The organism is Klebsiella sp. BIGb0407, from assembly GCF_024807845.1.
GTDB lineage: Bacteria > Pseudomonadota > Gammaproteobacteria > Enterobacterales > Enterobacteriaceae > JGM124.
Map to the genome: position 1 here is coordinate 1,084,522 of NZ_JANUEQ010000001.1, position 18,736 is coordinate 1,103,257.

18 protein-coding genes, 1 pseudogene and 1 other annotated feature are annotated in these 18,736 nt (G+C 47.5%); of the genes and pseudogenes, 13 read left to right on the top strand and 6 right to left on the bottom strand.

Annotated elements, in window-relative coordinates:
• Positions 1–44: 44 nt before the first annotated feature.
• Both sbcB and M2387_RS05155 read left to right on the top strand, forming a co-directional pair.
• Positions 45–1,472, top strand: a complete 1,428-nt coding sequence (gene sbcB / locus M2387_RS05150) for an exodeoxyribonuclease I (RefSeq protein ID WP_259047593.1) — start codon at positions 45–47, stop codon at positions 1,470–1,472.
• A 45-nt stretch (positions 1,473–1,517) separates the two neighbouring features.
• Positions 1,518–1,730: a hypothetical protein gene (locus M2387_RS05155; protein ID WP_259047594.1), complete on the top strand. Its 213-nt coding sequence runs from the start codon at positions 1,518–1,520 to the stop codon at positions 1,728–1,730.
• A 146-nt stretch (positions 1,731–1,876) separates the two neighbouring features.
• Here M2387_RS05155 and M2387_RS05160 read toward each other — a convergent pair whose 3' ends face one another.
• Together M2387_RS05160 and M2387_RS05165 are read right to left on the bottom strand one after the other, a co-directional pair.
• Positions 1,877–3,241: an APC family permease gene (locus tag M2387_RS05160; protein WP_259047595.1), complete on the bottom strand. Its 1,365-nt coding sequence runs from the start codon at positions 3,239–3,241 to the stop codon at positions 1,877–1,879.
• A 443-nt stretch (positions 3,242–3,684) separates the two neighbouring features.
• A complete protein-coding gene (locus M2387_RS05165; RefSeq protein ID WP_259047596.1) occupies positions 3,685–4,509 on the bottom strand; it encodes an SDR family oxidoreductase in 825 nt (274 codons plus the stop codon).
• 199 nt (positions 4,510–4,708) lie between these two features.
• On the opposite strand from M2387_RS05165, the gene hisL reads away from it, so the two are divergent.
• The 10 genes and pseudogenes from hisL to M2387_RS05210 all read left to right on the top strand — a co-directional run bounded on the left by hisL (position 4,709) and on the right by M2387_RS05210 (position 12,381).
• A complete protein-coding gene (hisL, locus tag M2387_RS25875) occupies positions 4,709–4,759 on the top strand; it encodes a his operon leader peptide (protein ID WP_409039526.1) in 51 nt (16 codons plus the stop codon).
• Positions 4,735–4,856, top strand: a sequence feature (His leader region). It overlaps the preceding gene by 25 nt.
• 37 nt (positions 4,857–4,893) lie before the next feature.
• Complete coding sequence (gene hisG / locus M2387_RS05170) at positions 4,894–5,793, top strand: ATP phosphoribosyltransferase (RefSeq protein ID WP_259047597.1); 900 nt, start codon at positions 4,894–4,896, stop codon at positions 5,791–5,793.
• 6 nt (positions 5,794–5,799) lie between these two features.
• Positions 5,800–7,122 (top strand): histidinol dehydrogenase, encoded by a 1,323-nt coding sequence (hisD, locus tag M2387_RS05175; RefSeq protein ID WP_259047598.1) that lies wholly within the window; start codon positions 5,800–5,802, stop codon positions 7,120–7,122.
• Positions 7,119–8,201: a histidinol-phosphate transaminase gene (gene hisC, locus M2387_RS05180; RefSeq protein WP_259047599.1), complete on the top strand. Its 1,083-nt coding sequence runs from the start codon at positions 7,119–7,121 to the stop codon at positions 8,199–8,201. The genes hisD and hisC overlap by 4 nt, the downstream gene beginning before the upstream one ends.
• On the top strand, positions 8,198–9,265 hold the full coding sequence (hisB, locus tag M2387_RS05185; protein ID WP_259047600.1) for a bifunctional histidinol-phosphatase/imidazoleglycerol-phosphate dehydratase HisB: 1,068 nt from the start codon (positions 8,198–8,200) through the stop codon (positions 9,263–9,265). Before hisC ends, hisB begins: the two co-directional genes overlap by 4 nt.
• A complete protein-coding gene (hisH, locus tag M2387_RS05190; protein ID WP_259047602.1) occupies positions 9,265–9,855 on the top strand; it encodes an imidazole glycerol phosphate synthase subunit HisH in 591 nt (196 codons plus the stop codon). Before hisB ends, hisH begins: the two co-directional genes overlap by 1 nt.
• 2 nt (positions 9,856–9,857) lie before the next feature.
• Positions 9,858–10,595, top strand: coding sequence for a 1-(5-phosphoribosyl)-5-[(5-phosphoribosylamino)methylideneamino]imidazole-4-carboxamide isomerase (gene hisA / locus M2387_RS05195; protein WP_259047603.1), 738 nt, complete (start codon positions 9,858–9,860; stop codon positions 10,593–10,595).
• Positions 10,577–11,353, top strand: a complete 777-nt coding sequence (gene hisF, locus M2387_RS05200) for an imidazole glycerol phosphate synthase subunit HisF (protein WP_259047604.1) — start codon at positions 10,577–10,579, stop codon at positions 11,351–11,353. Before hisA ends, hisF begins: the two co-directional genes overlap by 19 nt.
• On the top strand, positions 11,347–11,964 hold the full coding sequence (hisIE, locus tag M2387_RS05205; protein ID WP_259047605.1) for a bifunctional phosphoribosyl-AMP cyclohydrolase/phosphoribosyl-ATP diphosphatase HisIE: 618 nt from the start codon (positions 11,347–11,349) through the stop codon (positions 11,962–11,964). The genes hisF and hisIE overlap by 7 nt, the downstream gene beginning before the upstream one ends.
• A gap of 118 nt (positions 11,965–12,082) precedes the next feature.
• Positions 12,083–12,381: pseudogene (locus M2387_RS05210) on the top strand (helix-turn-helix domain-containing protein).
• Positions 12,382–12,479: 98 nt separating this feature from the next.
• Here M2387_RS05210 and wzzB read toward each other — a convergent pair.
• On the bottom strand, positions 12,480–13,457 hold the full coding sequence (gene wzzB, locus M2387_RS05215; protein ID WP_259047607.1) for an LPS O-antigen chain length determinant protein WzzB: 978 nt from the start codon (positions 13,455–13,457) through the stop codon (positions 12,480–12,482).
• Positions 13,458–13,862: 405 nt separating this feature from the next.
• Here wzzB and M2387_RS05220 point away from each other — a divergent pair, with 405 nt between their 5' ends.
• Positions 13,863–14,867, top strand: coding sequence for an NAD-dependent epimerase (locus tag M2387_RS05220; protein ID WP_259047608.1), 1,005 nt, complete (start codon positions 13,863–13,865; stop codon positions 14,865–14,867).
• Between the two features lie 697 nt (positions 14,868–15,564).
• Here M2387_RS05220 and M2387_RS25880 read toward each other — a convergent pair.
• The 3 genes from M2387_RS25880 to M2387_RS05225 all read right to left on the bottom strand — a co-directional run bounded on the left by M2387_RS25880 (position 15,565) and on the right by M2387_RS05225 (position 18,411).
• A complete protein-coding gene (locus M2387_RS25880; protein WP_409039424.1) occupies positions 15,565–15,816 on the bottom strand; it encodes an ISAs1 family transposase in 252 nt (83 codons plus the stop codon).
• Positions 15,813–15,956 (bottom strand): hypothetical protein, encoded by a 144-nt coding sequence (locus M2387_RS25885; RefSeq protein ID WP_409039528.1) that lies wholly within the window; start codon positions 15,954–15,956, stop codon positions 15,813–15,815. The genes M2387_RS25880 and M2387_RS25885 overlap by 4 nt, the downstream gene beginning before the upstream one ends.
• Positions 15,957–16,569: 613 nt before the next feature.
• A complete protein-coding gene (locus tag M2387_RS05225) occupies positions 16,570–18,411 on the bottom strand; it encodes an acyltransferase family protein (RefSeq protein ID WP_259047609.1) in 1,842 nt (613 codons plus the stop codon).
• Positions 18,412–18,736 lie beyond the last annotated feature (325 nt).

Genomic DNA, 18,736 nt, shown 5'->3' on the forward strand with positions numbered 1-18,736 from the left:
TTAATATCAGTGAGTTAGACAACACAAATGGACGTAAATAAACATTGAATAACTCAGCGCAACAACCTACCTTCCTCTTTCATGATTACGAAACTTTCGGTAAGAGCCCCTCTCTGGATCGTCCGGCGCAGTTTGCCGCCCTGCGTACAGACAGTGAGTTTAATGTCGTTGGCGAGCCAGAGGTGTTTTTTTGCAAGCCAGCAGATGACTATTTACCTCAGCCAGAAGCGGTGATGATAACCGGAATAACGCCGCAGCAGGCGCTGGCGCAGGGGGAAAATGAAGCGGCGTTTGCCAGACGTATTCATGGGCTGTTCAGCACGCCGAATACCTGTATTGTCGGCTATAACAATGTGCGTTTTGATGATGAAGTGACGCGTAATATTTTCTATCGTAACTTCTACGATCCTTACGCCTGGAGCTGGCAGAACAGAAATTCGCGCTGGGATTTACTGGATGTCATGCGGGCCTGTTACGCTTTACGCCCGGAAGGCATCGTCTGGCCAGAAAATGATGAGGGTTTCCCGAGCTTCAGGCTGGAACACCTTACTAAAGCCAACGGGATAGAACACAGTAACGCCCACGATGCCATGGCCGATGTCTACGCCACTATCGCGATGGCGCAGTTGGTTAAACGCCAGCAGCCACGTCTGTTTGACTATCTCTACAGCCATCGCAGTAAGCAGAAACTACAAACGCTGATTGATATTCCGCAGATGAAACCGCTGGTGCATGTTTCCGGAATGTTTGGTGCATGGCGCGGGAATACTAGCTGGATAGCGCCTCTGGCCTGGCATCCTGATAATCGCAATGCCGTGATTATGGTTGATCTCGCCGGGGATATCTCAAGCCTACTGGAACTGGAAACCGACCTGCTGCGTGAGCGTTTATATACCCCAAAATCACAGCTGGGCGATACCCCTGCGGTGCCGATAAAGCTGGTTCATCTCAATAAATGTCCGGTACTGGCCGTGGCTAACACCCTACGACCAGAAGATGCCGAACGCCTGGGAATCGACCGCAAGCATTGCCTGGAGAATTTAAAAATTCTGCGGGAACATCCTCAAGTGCGTGAGAAGGTGGTTGCCCTGTTTGCTGACGCCGCCCCCTTTACACCCTCAGAAGATGTCGACGCCCAGTTGTACAACGGTTTCTTCAGCGACGCTGACAGAACGGCCATGAATATTGTGCAGCAGACGCCTCCGGAGCGCTTAGCGACCCTGGATCTGACTTTTGTTGATGGGCGGATTGAGCCCCTGCTGTTTAACTACCGGGCACGTAACTGGCCTGAGACACTGGACGCCGCCGAACAACAACGCTGGGCTCAGCATCGCCAGGAGCGCCTCAGCCATGAAGCTGTTCAAGCTTACGTCCTGGAGCTGGAAGCACTGTATAACCAGTATGAAGGGGATGGCGAAAAACTGAAACTGCTGAAAGCGCTGTTTGATTATGCCCGGAATCTGGTGGGGTAAGTTATATTTAGCACCAGGGAGAAAATTGCACACACAGGAGGAGTCATGTGCTACGAACGCCGAAATGCTACTAATCCCAGTGCCGCAATGCAGGCAGCATCAGATAAACGCGCTGCTCGTATGCTCCTGGCCCATAAAGCACGTATCAATGGCGAGATGGTTGATGCGACTCAAAGCCAGGTTGATACCATGCTGGACACCATTAAACAGATGACAGTTCAGGCCTCTCTATCCAATATGAAAAAACAGCTGGCCTGATATCACCCGTTATAGTCTTTCCAGACTCAGATTATTCAGCATACAGAAAAAACAAAAGAGGGGAAAACGTCAGTTTTCCCCTCTTTTCGTTAGCGATTTATCAGGCACCAGCAGGTGCCTTTTTTAGTACTCGAGCAGTGAAGTGATTAAAGGCTATCTTCGCTGTACTGAGGAACCGGGTTACGGAAGCTTTTGGTCACGCAAGCCACGTAAACAAAACCAATTGCCGCCCAGATAAGGCCGAGGATCATTGAGCTTTGCTCCAGGTTAATCCACAGCGCACCTACTGTCAGCGCACCCATCATCGGCAGAATCAGATACTGGAAATGGTCTTTCAGCGTTTTATTACGCTTTTCACGGATCCAGAACTGAGAGATAACGGACAGGTTAACAAAGGTAAAGGCGACCAGTGCACCAAAGTTAATCAATGCTGTTGCCGTCACCAGGTCAAAATCAATCGCCAGTAAGGCAACTGCACCAACCAATATCACGTTAAATGCCGGGGTACGCCATACTGGGTGGATATAGCCAAAGAAGCGGTTCGGGAACACGCCATCACGGCCCATAACGTACATCAGACGAGAAACGCCCATATGCGCGGCCATACCGGACGCCAGTACCGTTACTGTAGAGAAGATCAGCGCGCCCACCTGGAAGGCTTTACCGGCCACAAAGAACATAATTTCTGGCTGTGAAGCTTCCGGATCGGTGAAGCGAGAGATATCCGGGAAGTACAGCTGCAAGAAATAGGTCGATGCGATAAAAATAGTACCGCCGATAATCGCCGTCAGAAAAATAGCCAGCGGAATAACACGCTCGGCATTTTTGGTTTCTTCCGATAACGTACTGATGCTATCAAAACCGGTAAATGAGAAGCAGAGAATAGTCGCCCCGGTAACCAGTGGTACTAAATGGGCATTTTCTGACCAGAATGGCTTGCTGCTGCTCAGCGTAGCCTGACCTTCGCCACCGGCAACACCGTAGATAACCATGCCGATAATCACGGCAATCAACGCAAGCTGCATAACCACAATGGTACCGTTAAAGTTAGCCACTGTTTTGACGCTACGCAGGTTGGAAACCGTCATAAAACCGACCAGCACGATAACGAATATCCACGACGGGATCCCGGGAACCAGGGCTTCGAAGTAGATTTTTGCCAGCAGGATGTTGATCATCGGCATAAACAGATAATCAAGCAGCGACGACCAGCCGACCATGAAACCCACCAGCGGGTTAAATGATTTCTGGGCGTAGGTATAAGCAGAACCGGCAGACGGGAAACGACGTACCAGCTTGCCGTAGCTCAGAGCGGTAAATAATATCGCTATCAGAGCAAAGGCATAAGCCATGGGTACATGGCCGTCGGTCAGCCCGGAAACAATACCGAACGTATCAAACAACGTCATGGGCTGCATATAAGCAAGACCTATCATGACAACGGGAAGTAACGTTAAGGTCTTTTTTAACCCTACGCGATTGTTTGTACCTGCGGTGACGTTAAGCGACATGGCAACTTCCTTCTGATTCAGTGAAAGTCCGCGCAAAAGCAAAAATCTGCCCCATCTTAATTTCCTCGGCGACACAACTGTCGTTTTTTAAAAGCTAGTATCTATCCGGTACGAAGCCCGGCCTCTTGTTTTTTTGGCATAATGCCGTTTGTCTGACTTAATTGATTGCAAAAAAATAACCGACGTCTCTTAAACGTCGGTTAGTGTGCATATTTGTGTGCATTTTTGCAGTACCGCTATTTTGCCTCAAACGCTTGCCGGATGACAAGACAATAAAGCCTTTACGGGGACTTTTTTTTCACTAAAAGTGTCTAAAAAAGCATTAGCCTTCTGCTCTGCATGCCGCGCCAGCTCTGGGATGGCTCAAATTGTTGATCTGCTTTGATTAATCCGTATACAAATTGTGTCAATTAGGTTACAAAAAGACATATTTATTACCAAATTCAGAGCGGCATAAGAAGCGGATCCGGGTACTGATAAACCATGCCTAGCTCACGACAAATCAGACTGCCATCCACCAGCTTTCCGGAGCCTGTTTTCTCTTCGCTGAGAAATTGCGGCGGCGTTAACCCAAGCTGTCTGGCCATCTGCGGATAGAAAACGGCGCGGGAAGGATGCCCGGGAGCACAGAGATTATAGATATGCCCGCCTTTTGGCGCCTGCAACAGTAAGTTCAGCGCTTCAATAACATCATCCAGATGCACCAGATTCACGCCGCCGTGCCCATTGGTGAGCTGGGTTTTATTCGCCATAAAACGCCCCGGATGCCGCTCCGGCCCGACGAGCCCGGCAAGGCGTACAATATCCACCTCAGTACCCGGCAGGCTATGAAGCCAGCTTTCCAGCTCTTTTAACACCCGGCCACTGTGGGTGACTGGCTCCAGCGGACTGCTTTCATTCACTATGCCGTCGATTTCGCCATAGACGGAGGTCGAGCTGGTAAAAATAATCCGCGGCACGCCGTGCGCCAGGGCGGTATCAACCACCTGCTGCACAGCCTGAAAATAGAAGTTCTCGCCGTCTCCGCTGCGACGAGCAGGTAATGTCAGTATCAGTGCATCCACATTAAACAATGCATCCTGAGCTTCACTATCACACTCCATCAGCGGTTCTAACAATAACGGATAGCTTTCGATACCACACATTCTGGCGGCTTCAACGCCATCCGGTGTGGTTTTACTTCCCAGCACCTGGTAACCTCGCGCCAGCAGCGATAAAGCCAGCGGCATACCTAACCACCCTAACCCGATGATTGCGACCTTTTTCATGCCCTGTCTCCTGGTGTTGCAGTGTTATGTTCTGTGATAGTGCCGATACCTTAGCAAAGGCTACTCCTGTCAGGTTTAGCACACAAATGACAAAACGCGACAGAATATGAATATTAACCAAAAAAGCCCTTGCGCCCATCAGGTAATCTGGTTTAGGTTAGTTTACAGAAATCAATAAACCTTGATACCAGAGAATTTTATGACACGCGCTCCAGTTAAAAACCACCACCATCACCATCATCCTGACTAGTCTTTCAGGCGATTGGTGCTGGAAGACGAAAAGTTCTTCCAGTGGTGCTAAAGCGCGAAAAAAGCCCCCGGAAGAAGTCTTTCGGGGGCTTTTTTTTGGACGTCATAATTAATAAATCTAAGGAGTAACCAACAATGTCAGACATCAACCGTTTACGCATCGCCATTCAAAAATCAGGCCGTCTCAGTGACGAATCACGCGAACTGCTGGCTCGCTGCGGCATTAAAATTAACCTGCACACCCAGCGCCTGATTGCTCAGGCTGAAAACATGCCGATTGATATCCTGCGTGTCCGTGATGACGACATCCCGGGCCTGGTCATGGACGGTGTCGTTGATCTCGGCATTATCGGCGAAAACGTGCTGGAAGAAGAGTTGCTAAACCGCCGCGCTCAGGGCGATGACCCACGCTATCTGACTCTGCGCCGTCTTGATTTCGGTGGCTGTCGTCTGTCAATGGCTACCCCGGTGGATGTCAACTGGGAAGGCGTGGAAAGTTTACAGAATAAACGTATCGCTACCTCTTATCCGCACCTGCTGAAGCGCTACCTGGATAAAAAAGGCGTGCAGTTTAAATCCTGTATGCTGAACGGTTCCGTTGAAGTGGCTCCGCGCGCGGGTCTGGCTGATGCGATTTGTGACCTGGTTTCCACCGGTATGACGCTGGAAGCGAACGGTTTACGTGAAGTTGAGGTGATCTATCAGTCCAAAGCCTGCCTTATCCAGCGTGATGGCGAATTAACCTCCGCCAAACAGCAGCTGGTTGATACCCTGATGACCCGTATTCAAGGGGTGATTCAGGCACGTGAATCCAAATACATTATGCTGCACGCGCCAAGCGAGCGTCTGGACGACATTATTGCCCTGCTGCCAGGCGCCGAGCGCCCAACTATTCTGCCACTGGCGGGTGATAAGCAACGTGTTGCCATGCACATGGTCAGTAGCGAGACGCTGTTCTGGGAAACCATGGAAAAGCTGAAAGCGCTGGGTGCCAGCTCGATTCTGGTGTTACCAATTGAGAAGATGATGGAGTAGGCCGGCATGTCGAGTTTTAATACCCTGGTAAACTGGAACGACAGCGATGAGCAGACCCGGCAGGCGCTATTAACCCGCCCTGCTATCTCCGCATCGGATAACATCACGCGTATCGTCAGCGAAATAATCGATAACGTAAAAAACAATGGCGACGCTGCCCTGCGGGAATACAGCGCCCGGTTTGATAAAACCGAAGTTCAGTCACTGCGTGTAACCGAAGACGAAATTGCTGCCGCAGTGGCGCGTCTGGGCGATGACGTTAAACAGGCGATGGCGGTTGCCGTCGCCAATATTGAAAAATTTCACCTCGCCCAGCAGCTGGCGGTAGTGGATATTGAAACGCTGCCGGGCGTGCGCTGCCAGCAAGTGACCCGCCCGGTCGCGTCAGTCGGGCTCTATATTCCCGGCGGTTCAGCGCCGCTATTTTCCACCGTGCTGATGCTGGCCACGCCAGCACGCATTGCCGGCTGCCGCAAAGTGGTGCTCTGCTCACCGCCGCCGATTGCCGATGAAATTCTCTATGCGGCATCACTCTGCGGCGTGCAGGAAGTGTTTCAGGTAGGGGGTGCGCAAGCGATTGCCGCTCTGGCACTGGGTACCGAATCGCTGCCGAAAGTGGATAAAATTTTTGGCCCGGGCAACGCCTATGTCACCGAAGCCAAGCGCCAGGTCAGCCAGCGTCTTGATGGGGCCGCCATCGATATGCCAGCCGGTCCGTCGGAAGTACTGGTGATTGCAGACAGCGGTGCGACCCCTGATTTTGTTGCCTCGGACTTACTCTCTCAGGCAGAACACGGCCCGGACTCACAGGTTATTCTGCTGACGCCTGACGCCACTATGGCCGAAGCCGTTGCCCTTGCCGTTGACCGTCAGTTAGCCGAGCTGCCGCGCGCCGAAACCGCACGTCAGGCTCTGGCCAGCAGCCGCCTTATCGTGACCGAGTCACTGGCACAATGTATTGAGATCTCTAACCGCTACGGCCCGGAACACCTGATTATTCAGACCCGTAATGCCCGCGATTTAGTGGATGATATTACCAGTGCGGGTTCAGTGTTCCTCGGCGACTGGTCACCGGAATCCGCAGGCGATTACGCCTCAGGTACCAACCATGTGCTGCCGACCTATGGCTACACCGCAACCTGTTCAAGCTTGGGCCTGGCGGATTTCCAGAAGCGTATGACGATTCAGGAACTCTCCGTTGACGGTTTTTCCTCACTGGCGAAGACCATTGAAATACTCGCGGCCGCTGAACAACTGACCGCCCATAAAAATGCCGTTACCTTACGCGTTGCGGCTCTGAATGCCCGTCAGCAAGGGGATAAAAAATGAGCATTGAAGCCTTAGCCCGCGACAACGTCCGTAAACTGGTGCCTTATCTCTCGGCCCGCCGTCTGGGTGGCAACGGGGATGTCTGGCTGAATGCCAACGAATACCCAACCGCCGTAGAGTTTCAGTTAACCGCCCAGACGCTGAACCGTTACCCGGAATGCCAGCCAAAGCAGGTTATCGAGCGCTATGCCGGTTATGCCGGAGTCCAACCGGAACAGGTTCTGGTTAGCCGAGGTGCAGATGAAGGGATTGAACTGCTGATCCGGGCCTTCTGCGAACCGGGTCAGGACGCGATTATGTACTGCCCGCCGACCTACGGGATGTACAGCGTCAGCGCTGAGACCTTCGGTGTCGAGTGTCGTATCGTCCCGACGCTGGCCGACTGGCAGCTTGATTTACCGGCCATCACAAGCCAGCTTGATAACGTCAAGGTGCTGTACGTTTGCAGTCCGAATAACCCGACCGGTCAGTTAATTAGCCCGCAGGATTTACGTGCTCTGCTGGAACTGACGCGCGACAAGACCATTGTCGTGGCGGATGAAGCCTATATTGAGTTCTGCCCGCAGGCGACCCTGACCCAGTGGCTGGCTGAATATCCGCATCTGGTTATCCTGCGCACCCTGTCAAAAGCCTTTGCGCTGGCAGGCCTGCGCTGCGGTTTCACCCTCGCCAATAAAGAGGTGATCGGTCTGCTGCTGAAAGTGATTGCCCCTTATCCGCTCTCCACCCCGGTGGCCGATATTGCCGCCCAGGCACTGAGTGAGCAAGGGCTTGCGGCGATGCGTCAGCGTGTGGCTGAAATCATTGAGAACCGCACAACGCTTGTCGCCGCTCTGGAACAAGTACCTTGCGTTGAGCAGGTGTTTACCAGCGAAACCAACTATGTTCTGGTCAGAATGACCAATTCCAGTCAGGTGTTTAAATCCCTGTGGGACCAAGGCATTATCTTGCGTGACCAGAATAAACAACCGTCATTAAGCGGCTGCCTGCGTATTTCGATAGGCACCCGCGCTGAATGCCAGCGCCTTATCGCTGCACTACAAGAACAACCCGGCTGCCAGGCCACGGAGAACAAATGAGCCAGAAAATCCTTTTCATTGACCGCGACGGTACCCTGATCAGTGAACCCCCGGTTGACTTCCAGGTTGACCGTCTGGACAAACTGGCCTTTGAAGCCAATGTCATTCCCGCCCTGCTGCAGCTACAAAAAGCGGGCTATAAACTGGTGATGATCACCAATCAGGACGGCCTGGGTACCGACAGCTTCCCACAGGCTGACTTTGATGCCCCGCATAACCTGATGATGCAGGTCTTTACCTCTCAGGGGATTGCGTTTGATGAAGTGCTGATTTGCCCGCACCTGCCTGCGGATAACTGTGCCTGCCGCAAACCTAAAACCGCGCTGGTAACCCGTTATCTGGAAGACGGCGTGCTGGACATTGCTAACAGCTATGTGATTGGTGACCGCGCCACCGATATCACACTTGCTGAGAATATGGGTATTCAGGGCCTGCGCTATCACAGCGAAAATTTAAACTGGTCCCATATCAGTGAGCAGCTGACTAAACGCGACCGCTATGCCCACGTTGCGCGCAATACCAAAGAGACGCAGATCGACGTTAAAGTCTGGCTGGATCGCGAAGGTGGCAGCAAGATCAATACCGGTGTTGGCTTCTTTGACCATATGCTGGATCAGATCTCCACCCACGGCGGCTTCCGCATGGAAATTGCCGTTAACGGTGACCTGTATATTGACGATCACCACACGGTGGAAGATACAGGCCTGGCGCTGGGTGAAGCCTTGCGTCTGGCGCTGGGCGATAAGCGTGGTATCACCCGCTTTGGCTTTGTATTGCCGATGGATGAGTGCCTGGCGCGCTGTGCCCTGGATATCTCCGGCCGTCCGCACCTGGAATATAAAGCCGAGTTTAACTATCAGCGCGTCGGCGACCTGAGCACCGAGATGGTGGAACACTTCTTCAGCTCCCTGTCTTATACCATGGGCGTGACGCTGCACCTGAAAACCAAAGGCAAAAACGATCACCACCGGGTAGAAAGCCTGTTTAAGGTGTTTGGCCGTACGCTGCGCCAGGCTATCCGTGTTGAAGGTGATGTCCTGCCTTCTTCGAAAGGGGTTCTGTAATGAACGTGGTCATCCTCGATACCGGCTGCGCCAACCTGCACTCGGTAAAGTCGGCCATCCAGCGCCACGGCTATGAGCCTGTGGTCAGCCGTGAGCCGGATGTGGTGCTGCATGCGGATAAACTGCTGTTACCGGGTGTCGGTACCGCCCAGGCCGCAATGCAGGAAGTGATTAATCGCGATCTGGTGTCATTGATTAAAGCCTGTACCCAGCCAGTACTGGGTATTTGCCTCGGCATGCAGCTGCTCGGCAGCCGCAGTGAAGAAAGCAATGGTGTCGAGATGCTGGGTATTGTTGACCAGCCTGTCGTTCAGATGAAAGACGTTGGTCTGCCGCTGCCGCATATGGGCTGGAACCGCGTTTATCCTAAAGCGGGTGACCACCTGTTCCGTGGTATTGAAGAAGGGTCTTACTTCTACTTCGTCCACAGTTACGCCATGCCGGTCTGCGAGAATACTATCGCCCAGGCCAATTACGGCGAAGCCTTCACCGCTGCGGTACAAAAAGATAATTTCTGGGGCGTGCAGTTTCACCCGGAACGTTCCGGTGCCGCAGGCGCGCGGCTGTTGAAAAACTTTCTGGAGATGTAACCATGATTATTCCGGCACTCGATTTAATTGACGGCACCGTGGTACGCCTCCACCAGGGAGATTATGGTCAGCAACGCGACTACGGCCGCGACCCGCTGCCAAGACTTCAGGATTATCAGGCTCAGGGCGCAGAGGTTTTACATCTGGTGGATTTAACCGGTGCTAAAGACCCCGCCGCACGCCAGATCCCACTGCTGCAAAAGCTGCTGGCCGGGGTCACTGTTCCGGTTCAGGTTGGCGGCGGTGTCCGCACCGAGCAGGATGTGGAAGCCCTGCTGAATGCAGGCGCGGCCCGTGTGGTGGTCGGTTCTACTGCGGTTTCTGACCCGGCTAAAGTACAAGGCTGGTTTGACCGCTTTGGCGCCGATGCCATCGTGCTGGCGCTGGACGTACGCATTGATGCCGCAGGTCAAAAGCAGGTTGCGGTCAGCGGCTGGCAGGAAACCTCCGGCACTACGCTTGAGCAACTGGTTGAGCAGTTTTTACCTTTTGGCTTAAAGCACGTGCTCTGCACCGATATCTCCCGGGATGGCACTCTGAGCGGCTCTAACGTCGAGCTCTACAGGGAAGTCTGTGCCCGTTTTCCGCAAGTCGGCTTCCAGGCTTCAGGCGGTATTGGCGGGCTGGACGATATCGCCGCGCTGCGTGGCAGTGGTGTCACCGGCGTGATTGTCGGGCGGGCATTACTGGAAGGTAAATTCACAGCAGCGGAGGCAATTTCATGCTGGCAAAACGGATAATTCCTTGTCTGGATGTACGTGACGGGCAAGTGGTCAAAGGGGTTCAGTTCCGTAACCACGAAATCATCGGCGATATCGTCCCGCTGGCACAGCGCTATGCGCAAGAAGGCGCTGATGAGCTGGTGTTCTATGATATCACTGCCTCCAGCGATGGCCGGGTCGTGGATAAAAGCTGGGTGACCCGCGTGGCAGAAGTGATTGATATTCCTTTCTGTGTCGCCGGGGGGATTAAGTCGGTGGAAGACGCCGCGCAGATCCTCTCTTTCGGTGCGGATAAAATTTCCATCAACTCCCCTGCCCTTGCCGATCCTGAGCTTATCACCCGCCTGGCGGATCGCTTCGGTGTACAGTGTATCGTGGTAGGGATTGATACCTGGTTTGACGCGCAGACCGGTAAATACCATGTTAACCAGTATACGGGGGATGAAAGCCGTACCCGGGTCACCCAGTGGGAAACCCTCGACTGGGTGCAAGAAGTTCAGCGCCGCGGTGCCGGTGAAATCGTACTGAATATGATGAACCAGGACGGGGTGCGTAATGGCTATGACCTGGAGCAGCTCAGCAAAGTGCGCGCCGTGTGCCGGGTGCCGCTGATTGCCTCTGGCGGAGCCGGTACCATGGAACACTTCCATGAAGCTTTCCGTGACGCAGATGTGGACGGTGCGCTGGCCGCGTCCGTGTTCCATAAGCAAATTATTAATATTGGTGAACTGAAGGCCTATTTAGTTCAGCAGGGTGTGGAGATTAGAGTGTGTTAACCGAACAACAGCTAGCCCAGTTAGACTGGGAAAAAACCGCTGACCTGATGCCCGTTATTGTTCAGCACGCCCAGTCGGGCGAAGTCCTGATGCTGGGGTATATGAACCAGGAAGCGCTGACTCAGACAATCGACAGCGGCAAAGTGACCTTCTTCTCCCGCAGCAAACAGCGCCTGTGGACCAAAGGGGAAAGCAGCGGCCACTTTTTAAACCTCGTCAGCATCACCCCGGACTGCGATAACGATACCCTGCTGGTCCTCGCCAACCCGATTGGCCCGACCTGCCATTTAGGCACCAGCAGCTGCTTCGCGGATACCCACCATGACTGGCACTTCCTTTATCAGCTGGAACAGCTGCTGGCCTCGCGTAAAAACGCCGACCCGGACAGCTCCTACACCGCCAGACTCTACGCCAGCGGCACCAAGCGCATTGCCCAGAAAGTCGGGGAAGAAGGCGTTGAAACCGCACTGGCCGCGACCGTCAATGACCGTACCGAGCTGACCAACGAAGCCTCTGACCTCGTCTACCACCTGCTGGTCCTGCTGCAAGACCAGCAGCTCGACCTCAGCGCGGTGATTGAAAACCTGCGTCAGAGACATCAGAGTAAGTAATCTGTAACAACAGAACAGGCCACAATCGTGGCCTGTTAAAAAGCAGTACATGGCAGATGCGCTGATATGAGTGAACAGGATGTTTACCGTATATCTGAAAATACAGGGAGAGTAAAAGATGAGAACATTAGAACAAGTTATTGCCAGCCGTTCCCCAGAGAGTCAGGCCCGTATTAAGGCACGCACGACTGAAATCCTTCGGGAAGTTATCCTCGCCAGATTATGCAAAACGTTAAAGATATCGCAAACACAACTTACCGCCGCGCCGGGCATTAAACAGCCAGTCGCGATTAAAACTAAGAAAGTCGAAAATACCCCAAACTCTCAACCTTAAAACGTTATGCCACGGCCCTGGACGGCGAACTGACGCTGGTTGTAACTTTGGCGGATGGTGAGCGTATTGCGCGGACTTTATAATCGGTAGGTAGGCAAATCCCGATGCGCTGACTCCAGTCAGTGATTCGGGTAAGTGAGCGCAGCCAAGGCGACTGCAGCTCGAAGTATGCAGGGTAATTTTAGCGAGAGGCTTTATATTCCCTTACCGCATTACGCGCTAACACCACACCACCACCGATCATCCCCCCCAACAATACGCCTAGAATCAGCACCAGCGCCGTTTTAGGGCCATCCCGATGCACCGGCAAGGTTGGCTCAAGGATATAGCGATAGGTACTGATACTGGTCTCGTCGCTCTTAAGATCCTGTATCGCCAGTAACTGCTGACGGGTTTGAAAATAGTCGTCATTAAAGACCAGCGGGCGCATGGACTCACGCTGCACCATGGCGCTTAGCGCCTCACTGCCCAGTAAAAATAGCGTGTCCTGAGTGGCATTATCGCCCTGGCGCTGCTGGGGATGCACGATATTGGCCGCTTCGGCAAATTTTAACGCCTCTTTGATCTGCTCAATGCGCAGGTCTTTTTGCTCCTGGGCGATTTTCTCTTGCGCCGCCAGCAGGCTATTCAGCGCAACAACTTTCTGCTGCAGGCTCTCGCGTAAGTTAGATTCCAGTTCGCTGGCAATGCGGGTGTTAGTCTGTTCAATATACGCGGTTAGCTGAGCCTGAGCAGCTTCAGGGCTGCTGGCCTGATAGCTGAGTTTAAGCGGTAATGGCTGCCCTTTCTCTGAAGGGGCAATCGTCAGGCTCTCCGGACGACTTTGATTACGCAAACTTTCAGCCAGTGCCGAAAAACTCGAAGAAAAACGGTTAACCAGCCGGGTTTCAATATCCCTGACATCAAAAGCCGGGGTACCGTCCAGCACCCCCACCGCAAAGGTATAACTGGCAATCTGCGCGTTATCCGGCCGGGTAATAGTGGCGGTAGAGATCCATTTCTGAGGGGAGTAAACAACAAATGCTCCGCTGAGTGCAAGCCCCAGTAAGACAAACAGTGAAATCAGCCACTTACTGCGCCATAGCTGCAATACAATATCAATTAAATCAATCTCGTTCGGATCCCGTTCCTTAAGATCCATGTTACTTTCAGCGTTCATATGCGCTCCATGCGGTAGATAAAAATCAAACAATAGACTGTCTGTGATGCTACAGGTTTTCTTAAATGATTCTCGAATAGTAGACGGAATTCTTGATTAATCAGGTTTTTCCTGGTTACATGGCGATCTTTTAAGCAACCTAACTGACTAACAAGCCAATATAAACTCGATGAATTAAAGACAAAAATTATTTTAACTCAGAATAATCACCTGTTAAAGGTATTACTTCTAGAGTTAGAATCCTAATTATGTTTGAATGATAACATATGTTACCAGTGTAGCCCTATCAACAGGCTCTTTATTAGAGTGCTGTAATAATATCGTGATTTTGCTTATGGAACAGATAGCGGTATTATAGAAGCCATATGTGCATCAAAGAATAATATGAATCTTAAAAGGAGCAGTATGAAATTTCTGGTCACGGGTGCTGCTGGCTTTATTGGCTCGCAGGTAAGCCAACGCCTTCTGGATATGGGACATCAGGTAGTCGGTATCGATAACCTGAACAGTTATTACGATATAACGCTAAAACAGGCTCGTCTTGATGCGATATCGAATGAGGGATTTTCTTTCTACCCGATCGAGTTAGCTGATAAAGAGAATATGGCTGAACTGTTCAGCAATGAGAAATTTGATCGTGTGATTCATCTCGCAGCTCAAGCAGGGGTAAGATATTCTTTAGAAAACCCCCATGCTTATGCTCAGGCTAATCTGATAGGGCATTTAAATATACTGGAAGGCTGCCGCCATAATAAGGTTGCTCATCTGTTATATGCCTCTTCAAGCTCGGTTTATGGCCTGAATCGTAAGATGCCGTTTTCTACCGATGACTCAGTAGATCACCCGGTTTCCTTATATGCGGCAACTAAGAAAGCCAATGAACTGATGTCGCATACCTACTCCCACCTCTATAATTTACCCACTACAGGTTTGCGTTTCTTTACCGTCTATGGCCCCTGGGGCCGCCCGGATATGGCACTATTTAAATTCACGAAAGCGATGCTGGAAGGTAAACCTATAGATGTGTACAACTACGGGAAGATGAAAAGAGACTTCACCTATATCGATGATATCGTTGAAGCTATTGTTCGTCTGCAAGATGTAATCCCCCAGAAAAATGATGCATGGACAGTAGAAACTGGCTCACCCGCATCCAGCTCCGCCCCCTACTCGGTTTATAATATAGGCAATAGTTCACCGGTTGAATTAATGGATTATATTACTGCCCTGGAAGAAGCGCTGGATATTAAAGCTGAAAAAAATATGATGCCAATGCAGCCGGGTGATGTGCATGAGACCAGCGCCGATACGGCAGCACTGTATGAAGTGATAGGATTTAAGCCAAAAACTTCGGTAAAAGAGGGAGTGAAAAACTTTGTCGCCTGGTATCGTGGATATTACAATGTTTAATTTGCAATAAGTTAAAATTGAACACATAGAAAAGAATGGAAACAAAATGCAAGGATGCATTAATACTGTCAGCTATGCAAATATAAAAAAGCTGCATCCCAATGAGAGATTACGAGACCGGCAGCTCGCAAAGGTTGATGTAAGGTACTTATTGGCCATAGTGGTACTGCGTAGTTCTGCCTTAAAATCTTTATTTCCCGATGGAATATTTACTACTATAAGTCTAGCCCTCAAAATAATTCCGTGGCATATCTTCTTCATATTCAGCAATTGTCTTCACTCATTCCTGCATCTAAATACCAGTGTAATCTTGTCTCTACCGCCCGATACCCTCGCATCGCTAAGGTAAATCTCTCTGCAAAAATATTCGATGAGTTAATATAATAATGAAGGGACCTTTTGGGTTCTTTATCGTCATTTATTATTTCCGCGCTAAAATAACCTGCCATGCCCACCTTCTATAAATTTTCCAGGCAACGGTAAAATCAATCAGTTTATCCGGGATATCACTAACTATATAAAATCTGGTTTCATGCCTTCCATGACTTTTTTCTTACGTCACAAAACTTTCAAATTGCGGATAATTTATGTATTTGGCTGGAAATATGTCTTATAATGCTGGGTATAATTTACGCTGATTTTCTTTTACAGACAGCGGATAACTGCCTCCCCCCTTAAAGATCTTTTCAACTATATTTTACTGACATCCCATTGCGTCTGTCTTGACGATTTTACCTTTCAAATTGAGTATTTTTAGTAACTCAAACATCACCGTTTTTTCATTACTCTTTTCTGCCGTTTTTAACTTGCCGGGGGTAAAACCAATCATGATAGAAAATGCATTGACAACATGTATTACTATGCATCTTCTACATTTATCATAAGATCTACGTAGTGTTTTACCATCGTTCACAATAACGTCTTCATCGACTGTATGACATTCTTTCATCTAGTGAATAAACATACGTGGAATTTATTAGAGCTTATATTACTCACTACTCTGACTATCATATCATGTACAGGAATGCCATTTTCAAAATCGCCGTAGAATTTCAAAAAATCCAGATGAACACGTCCAAAATCCTCAATATCTTATCCCATCCGAACCTGAGGTAATAGAAAAAATATTGAGAAGAAAAATATAAGATAATTTATTCTTAATTTCACATGAATGCAAAAAATCCAGGATAATAGTGATATGTTTCATTAAACATACAAGATTCAATACACCACTTCCATTTGCTTTTTAATTAAAAAGATTTGTTCACATTTAGTTCTGTTGAAATATCACTGAATGATTGTCCTTTATAATCTAACAATAAACACACGATTTATTGTATAAAAAAGCACCTCCCGTGACCTTTCCCTGATGTTAAAGTAGAAAACCTCATTATAGTTATACCATTTAAAGATAGTGGAAAACATGAATTTACATAACCATTTTTCACCATCAATACACAATCAGTTTTCTATCCAAGATTATTCAGATATATAGATAACAATATAGTGTTACGTATTTAATGATAGAAGAATATTTTAAATATTATAATTGTAAAACCCCAAAGAAAATCAACTTTATAATACATTTTAAATACTCAAATAAGCATTTATTTAACCATGAAGAATACAAATATTTACTATAATGCCTACGTTTAACTCATGATTAAAGCGGAATTGTAACATCAACAATGATTTTAAATCATCATTTAAAATTATTAAATATTTTAGACCCTACAATATTAGAACCAAATTTAGACAAATGACCATGATCAGTGTAAATAGATTGTCCATCTTTTACTGTAAAACAGTTTTCTGCATCACACAATGATTCAGAAATATCTAAAAAATGATAATTTAGGTTTGAAACATTCGCATCTAAAATATTCCCCATTGGATTATTTTTTCTAGCCTCTTTTATATCAATAATACTTTCGCCAGAGAGAAATTTTTCGGCCATAGCTTTAAATGGAATGACATCTGCACCTTGATCATTACCAATAACATAGACTGCACTTCCATTCTGATTAATTATACTTATAAACTCACCAAGTTGTTCAACAATAGTATCTTCATTGATTATAGTTTTTTCATTGGAATTTCTATTGAACATTTTAAAACCAGATCTATTCCAGTTTTGCGATATAATAACAATTTTATTTTTATTATTCTTTATGAACTCTAAAACATCATCGTATCTATTTTCACACAACGAATTATTCTCGTTATAAAAATCACGAGTGGAATAACAACCATTGACTGCAAAGCTGACAACTTTAAAACCATTTGTTTTAAGGAAGGAATAGTAATGCCTAGCAAAACTATCTCCTATTAAAATAAAATCAAAATCTTTTTTGTTTGAATTTATATAGACAGGTTCTGAACCTTTTCCATAAAGTCCCATATGGCCTTCATACTGATCTCTAATTTGTCTTTTAGTTAATTTATACTCATCTGGCAAACTATTTAATCCATTAGTCATAGATAACACATAACCAAGAATGAATACGCTAATTAAATATAGGAAAGGTTTGAATTTTAAAACATCTGAAAATTTCATTACAGATGAATATCTTTTATTTTCAATTATCTGATAACTTAGAAAACCCATCAAAACCGAAAGAGGCATTCCGAACAAATACCAATTGTTAATTGAAAAATAAAATCCAAAAATAACTATTGGCCAATGCCACAAATAAATGGAATATGACCACTTTCCAATATATTGGAAGAGTATATTATTAGTAATTACACTTTCCTGTTTATTGGCTATAATCATTAAATAAGCGCCAACCACAGGAAATAAAGCAAGATATCCCGGCCATGCTGTATCACTTGATGCTAAAAAATATGAACCTATTATGAGACTAATACCGATAAGCTCATAGTAATTATTCAGCTTTTTAGATGAATGTAAAGGATAAAGAAAAGCTAATCCACCTATCATCATTTCCCATGCTCTAGTTGGGAGTGAGTAGTAAGCAATAGTAGGCCATTTTATAGTGACTATTATACTTATAACTAAACTTATAACCGTTCCAATAAAAACGAATATTTTCAAATTAGATAAAGAAACAAACCGCTTCAATATGATAAGAGCTATTGGATAGAAAATATAAAATTGCCATTCAACAGAAAGTGACCAAGTATGAAGTAACCACTTTTCATGTGAAGTAACATCAAAATATCCAGATTCCCTAAGATAAATGAAGTTAGAAAAAAATCCCAAACTCCCATTAACGTGTCTATGAATATCTATTTGGTCTAAGACATTAATGAAAAAATAGGAAAACAAGAGCAAAAAGACACATACAACCGCAAGGGCTGGGATAATTCTATTTGCACGATCACTATAAAATTTAATTAAGTTAAACTGATTCGCTTCAATTCCTTTAAATATTATTGCAGTCATTAAGTAACCTGAAATAACAAAAAAAACATCAACACCAGCAAAGCCACCAGGAATCCAAGTTGGTTTAAAATGAAATAATACTACAGCAATTACAGCTATAGCTCTTAACCCATTAATGTCATGTCTGAATTTCATATTTTCTCATTAGAGTTATAAATATCTAATAGCCTGAAGGGTTAGATTGATTCAATATAAATTGTGTAAGCATGCAAAATTTCATCTCACTCACAACATTTCAATATCATATTTCTACGTAATTCAATATAACAAATCTGATAATAGTATTTGTCCAGCAAGCGATAATAGTAACTCTTTGGTGCTTCATAAGAGTACTATCAAAAGAATACTACATGATTAACCAAGTCATTTTTTATGACTGGATATAATTACAAACAGAATAAATTCATTAGATAATAGGCAGCACTGAAATCTTGCCATTTAGTATTTTGAATCTAAAAAA